The sequence below is a fragment of the uncultured Aquincola sp. genome, from assembly GCF_964001545.1.
Taxonomy (GTDB): domain Bacteria; phylum Pseudomonadota; class Gammaproteobacteria; order Burkholderiales; family Burkholderiaceae_C; genus Aquincola.
Genome location: NZ_CAXFDV010000035.1, coordinates 1 through 5,580, shown reverse-complemented (window position 1 = coordinate 5,580; position 5,580 = coordinate 1). Strand labels below are relative to the sequence as shown.

At 69.0% G+C, this 5,580-nt stretch carries 5 protein-coding genes; all 5 read right to left on the bottom strand.

Annotation, left to right across the window (positions count from 1 at the left end):
• On the bottom strand, positions 1–663 hold a 663-nt coding region (gene cydB, locus ABNT58_RS01340), incomplete at its 3' end, for a cytochrome d ubiquinol oxidase subunit II (protein WP_348751715.1).
• Complete coding sequence (locus tag ABNT58_RS01335; protein WP_348751714.1) at positions 660–2,111, bottom strand: cytochrome ubiquinol oxidase subunit I; 1,452 nt, start codon at positions 2,109–2,111, stop codon at positions 660–662. The genes ABNT58_RS01335 and cydB, both read right to left, overlap by 4 nt.
• A 23-nt stretch (positions 2,112–2,134) precedes the next feature.
• Entirely contained in the window at positions 2,135–2,674 is a 540-nt protein-coding gene (locus tag ABNT58_RS01330; protein WP_348751713.1) for a hypothetical protein, read from the bottom strand.
• Positions 2,671–3,879, bottom strand: a complete 1,209-nt coding sequence (glf, locus tag ABNT58_RS01325) for a UDP-galactopyranose mutase (RefSeq protein ID WP_348751712.1) — start codon at positions 3,877–3,879, stop codon at positions 2,671–2,673. Before glf ends, ABNT58_RS01330 begins: the two co-directional genes overlap by 4 nt.
• A gap of 60 nt (positions 3,880–3,939) precedes the next feature.
• A partial coding sequence (locus ABNT58_RS01320) for a YbhB/YbcL family Raf kinase inhibitor-like protein (protein ID WP_348751711.1) occupies positions 3,940–5,580 on the bottom strand: 1,641 nt, incomplete at its 5' end.

Here is a 5,580-nt window from a genome sequence, read left to right as displayed (position 1 = left end):
GGCTTCGTGGGCCAGCGGCGTCCACGCGCTGATGGCGGCGATGACCGCCAGCAGCGCCCAGGTCAAGGCGATGCCGATCTGCCGCATGCGTTGCTGCAAGGGGCCTTCGGTCTTCATCACCAGCCAGGTGGCGCCCAGCAGCGCATAGGCCACCATCAGGCCCAGGCCGGTGAACAGCGCGAAGGGCGACACCCAGTCCAGCGGGCCGCCGGCAAACTCGCCATCGACCACCGGCACACCATCGAGAAAGGCACCCAGCGTGACGCCCTGGAAGAAGGTGGCCGCCACCGATCCGCCGATGAAGGCCTGGTCCCACAGCCGGCGCTTGCCGGCCCGCGCCTGCATGCGGAACTCGAAGGCCACGCCGCGGAACACCAGGCCGATGAGCATCAGCATCAAGGGCAGGTAGAACGCGCTGAGGATCACCGCGTAGGCCAGCGGAAAGGCCGCCAGCAGCCCGGCCCCGCCCAGCACCAGCCAGGTCTCGTTGCCGTCCCACACCGGGGCCACGGTGTTCATCATCACGTCGCGGTCGTCCTTCTCGTGGAAGAACGGAAACAGGATGCCGATGCCCAGGTCGAAGCCATCCATCACCACGTACATCATCACCCCGAAGAGGATGATGCCGGCCCACACCAGCGGCAGGTCCAGGTCGGCCATCATCGCGCGCCTCCACCCGCCGGTGCCTCGGGCGCGGCGCCATCGCCCTGTTCGTCCACGCCTTCAGGCGCGGCCGACAGCGGCCGCATCGGATGGCGGTCGCGGCCCGGCCCGCCTTCGGCCATGCCGGGCTCGCCAGCCTCGGGCCCCTTGCCGATGATGCGCAGCCCATAGGCCGTGCCGGCGCCGAACACCGCCAGGTACACCCCCACGAACAGCACCAGGGTAAAGCCCACCTCCGCCACGCCGTGCTGGGGCGACACGGCATCGGCCGTGCGCATCAGGCCATACACCACCCAGGGCTGGCGGCCGATCTCGGTGGTGAACCAGCCCGCCAGGATGGCCACCAGGCCCATCGGCGACATCAGCAGCGCAAAACGCAGGAACCAGCGCGTGGCATACACCCGGCCGCGCCGGCGCAGCAGCAGGCCGCACATGGCCAGCGCAATGGTCAGCAGGCCCAGGCCCACCATCAGCCGGAAGGTCCAGAACACCACGGTGGCGTTGGGCCGGTCTTCGGGTGCAAAGTCCTTCAAGGCCGGAATCTGGCCGCTCCAGCTGTGGGTCAGCAGCAGGCTGCCCACGCGCGGCAGTTCCACCGCAAAGCGCGTGGTTTCGGCCTGCATGTCGGGCCAGCCGAAGAGGATCAGCGGCACGCCTTCGCCTTCGGCCGTGCGCTCCCAGTGGCCTTCGATCGCGGCCAGCTTGGCGGGCTGGTGCTCCAGCGTGTTCAGGCCGTGCTGGTCGCCGATCACCGCCTGGATCGGCGCGGCCAGCAGCAGCATCCACAGCGCCATCGAGAACATGGTGCGCACGCGGCCGTCTTCGCGGCCGCGCAGCAGGTGCCAGGCGGCGGCACCGCCCACCAACAACGCGGTGGCGATGTAGGCCGCCACCACCATGTGCAGCAGCCGGTACGGAAAGCTGGGGTTGAAGATGACCTTGAGCCAATCCACCGGCACCACCCGGCCATCGACGACGGCATGGCCCTGCGGCGTGTGCATCCAGCTGTTGCTGGCCAGGATCCAGGTGGCCGACAGCAGCGTGCCCAGCGCCACCGCCACCGTGGCGGTGAAGTGCAGGCCCGGCCCCACGCGCTTGAGACCGAACAGCATCACGCCCAGGAAGCCCGCCTCCAGGAAGAAGGCGGTGAGCACCTCGTAGGCCAGCAGCGGCCCGGTGATGCTGCCCGCAAAGCGCGAGAAGGCGCTCCAGTTGGTGCCGAACTGATAGGCCATCACCAGCCCCGACACCACGCCCATGCCGAAGGCCACCGCAAACACCTTGAGCCAGAACTGGTACAGGTCCAGGTACACCCGGCGGCCGGTGCGCAGCCACAGCGCTTCCAGCACCGCCAGGTAGCTGGCCAGGCCGATGGTCAGCGCCGGAAAGACGATGTGGAACGAGATGGTGAAGCCGAACTGGATGCGGGCCAGCAGCAGCGCGGTCATGGGCGCTTCCTTCTCAGGGGCTGTCAGCTGGCGGCTGCGGCGCGCAGCCGGCGCGCGATGCCCTGCGTGGCATCGCCCGGCAGCAGCCGCTGCGGCACCTGGGTGAACGACCAGCCGCTGCTGGTGGCATGGATCACCCACACCAGGTCGTAGCGGTGGTCGGGCCAGCGCAGCGGCGCTTCTTCGCGGCCCAGCAGCGCATTGGCCAGCGCGGGCAATTGCTCATGCCGCCAGCTCACCACCACCGGGCCCGACAGCAGCCGCAGCACCTGGGCCATGTGGGCCACCGGTTCGCTGGTGCTGAAGCGCTCGTCCACCTGAAGGCCCAGTTCTTCGGCCAAGGGCTCCACGGTCAGCCGCGGGCGCGGGCTGGGGTGCTCTTCGTTGGGCGCCGCTGCGAATACATGGCCCGGCTGCTCGATGTGCCGGCGCACCGCGCCCGCGTCGATGGGCGCGAAGAAGCGCACCAGCGCACCCGCACGCTGCCAGCCGCGTGGGCTGAGGTTGCGGTCGGCCTCGTCGTCCGGCTTCTCGGCATGGCGGATCAGCATGATGTGGGTCATGGCGCTACCGGCTCCATCACAGTTTGGGGCGCGGCGCCCTGCGGCACCGCTTCATGGCGGACCCTCAGGCGCTTGAACGCCGCCAGCGACTGGCCCACCACCTGGTCCATGTTGTAGTAACGGTAGGTGGCCAGCCGGCCGACGAAGGTGACGTTGTCCAGCGCATCGGCCTCGGCCTGGTAGCGGCGGTACAGCGCGGCGTTTTCTTCGCGTGGCACCGGGTAGTAGGGGTCGCCTTCGGCGCAGGGGTATTCGTACACCACCGAGGTGCAGTGGTGCTGCTGACCGGTGATGTGCTTGAACTCGCTGACGCGGGTGTAGCCGTACTCGTTGGGGTGGTTCACCGTGCCCACCGGCTGGAACTGCGCCTGCGGCAGGGTCACATGCTCGAAGCGCAGGCTGCGGTAGGGCAGCTTGCCGTGGCGGTGGTTGAAGAAGGCATCGATGGGCCCGGTGTAGACCATGTGCTTCCATGGCACCAGGTGCACCACCTCGCGGTAGTCGGTGTTCAGCATCACCTTGATGCGCGGGTGGGCCAGCATGTTCTGGAACATGCGGGTGTAGCCGTGGCGCGGCATGGCCTGGAAGGTGTCGGCGAAGTAGCGGTCGTCGCGGTTGGTGCGCAGCGGCACGCGCGCCGTCACGCTGGCGTCCAGCTCCGAAGGGTCCAGGCCCCACTGCTTGCGCGTGTAGCCGCGGAAGAACTTGTTGTACAGGTCGCGGCCCAGCGTGCTCACCACCACGTCTTCCGAGGTCTTGACCTCGTCGCAAGGCTCCACCACGGTCTGCAGCCACTCCTTCATCTCGAACGAGGTGAGGTTCATGCCATACAGCCGGTTCACCGTGTCCAGGTTGATGGGGATGGGCAGCTGCTGCCCATCGACGCAGGCCAGCACGCGATGCTGGTAGGGCCGCCATTCGGTGAAGCGGGACAGGTAGTCGAAGATGTCGGCCGAATTGGTGTGGAAGATGTGCGGGCCGTAGGGGTGGATCAGCACGCCCGCGTCGTCGTAGCAGTCGTAGGCATTGCCGCCGATGTGCGGGCGCTTGTCGACGATGAGCACGCGCGCGCCCAGCTCGTTGGCCAGCCGTTCGGCCAGCACGCTGCCCGCGAAGCCGGCGCCGACGATGAGGTAGTCGAAGCCCTCGCCGCAGGTCTGGGCCTGCGCGGCGGTGAGTTCGATCTGCTGGCTGGCTTTGTCCATCCCTGGCTCCTGCGTTGTGTACGTCAGGGTGGGCAAGGGGTGTTCCGCACCCCGCCGCGCTCACTTCAGTGGTGCTTGCGTCTGGGCATAGCGGCCCACCAGTTCGCCCCGCGCCAGCACATGGCCTCGGGCAGCCGCCAGCACCGTGTCGCGGTCGCTGCCCGGGGGCAGGTCGAGCAGCGTGTCCAGCGCCAGCACCTGGAAGTGGTAGGCATGCGGCGCATCGCCCACCGGCGGGCGGGGGCCGTAGTACCCGATGTTGCCGCGGGTGGTGCGGCCTTGCATCAGCCCCTCGGGCTGTTGCAGCCTGGGTTGCTCCTGAAGGCCTTCGGGCAAGTGGGTCACGCTGGCCGGGATGTTCCAGGCCAGCCAGTGCACGAAAGGCTTCACCGGCCGGGCGTCGGGGTCTTCGGCGATCACCAGGTACGAGCGGGCGCCGGGCACCGCGGTCCACATCAGCGAGGGCGACACACCATCGGCGTATTCGCTGTGGCGCAGCGGCATGTCCGCCCCCGGTGCAAAGCTGCCGGAGGTGACGGTGATGCGCCCGCCGCCTGCTGCACTGGCCATCGGCTGGGCTGCAGGCCTCGCCAGCGCCAGCGGCACGCCGTTGCCCTGGTTCGCCTGGGCCTGCATGGCCTGCGCCGGGGCGCTGCTGGTGTTGCCGGTGGCCATGCTGCCGCCTGCGTGGGCCGCTGCTGCACCGCTGCCGGTGTAAGCGATGCGGTAGATCACGCCATTGCCGTCGTCGGTCATCAGCAGCGATCCATCGCGGGCCATCGCCAGGCCCACCGGCCGCGCGAAGTGGGTGCCGTCGCGTTCATCGACAAAGCCGCTGACGAAGGGCTCGATGCGCTGCGGCTGCCCCTGCGCAAAGCGGATGCGCACGATCTCGTAGCCCGAGGCGGGCTTGCGGTTCCAGGAGCCGCGCATGGCCACGAAGGCGTCTTGCCGGTACTCGGCCGGAAAAGCGCTGCCGGTGTAGAACAGCATCTGCATCGGCGCCGCATGCGCGGTGTAGCCCAGGCGCATCGGCTCGCTCATGGCCTTCCATTGCGCCTTGCTGATGCCGCCCACCGGCGTGCTTTGCGGGTTCTCGCCGCCGCTGCCCCAGATGTGCGGCCAGCCGTACTGGCGGCCGTGCTCGATCAGGTTCAGCTCTTCGGGCTGCACCTCGTCGCCCAGGTAGTCGATGCCGTGGTCCATGCCCCACAGCTGGCCGGTGGCCGGGTGCCAGTCAAAGCCGATGGTGTTGCGCAGGCCGCTGGCCAGGATGGTGCGGCTCTTGCCGTCAGGGCTCATGCGCAGCAGCGTGGCGTTCTCGGCGTTGCTCTCGTTGCAGGCATTGCAGGTGGAGCCGACGCTGATGTAGAGCATGCCGTCAGGCCCGAAGGCGATGGTGCGGTTGGCATGCTGGCCGGCATCGGGCAGGTCGCCTGCCAGCATCTGCAGCGGGCCGGGCCGGCCATCGGGCTGCAGGTCGGCCACGAACAGCTCCTTGACCGTGACCAGGTAAAGCTTGCCGCCGTGCACCGCCAGGCCATGGGCCTGAGAGCGGTTGAGCACCACCTGCGGCGTGCCGTCGGCACGGCCGTCGCCGTCGGCGTCTTTTAGCATCACCACGTCGCCTTCTTCGCGGCGGCTGGCGTACACCGTGCCGTCCGGCGCCACGGCCAGCACCCGCGGGTGGCCCAGGCCGGT

What these genes read in the sequence shown, in the direction of transcription:
- ABNT58_RS01330 (WP_348751713.1), bottom strand. Translation starts at nt 2,674, where the DNA reads ATGACCCACATCATGCTGATCCGCCATGCCGAGAAGCCGGACGACGAG.
- ABNT58_RS01335 (WP_348751714.1), bottom strand. Translation starts at nt 2,111, where the DNA reads ATGACCGCGCTGCTGCTGGCCCGCATCCAGTTCGGCTTCACCATCTCG.
- glf (WP_348751712.1), bottom strand. Translation starts at nt 3,879, where the DNA reads ATGGACAAAGCCAGCCAGCAGATCGAACTCACCGCCGCGCAGGCCCAG.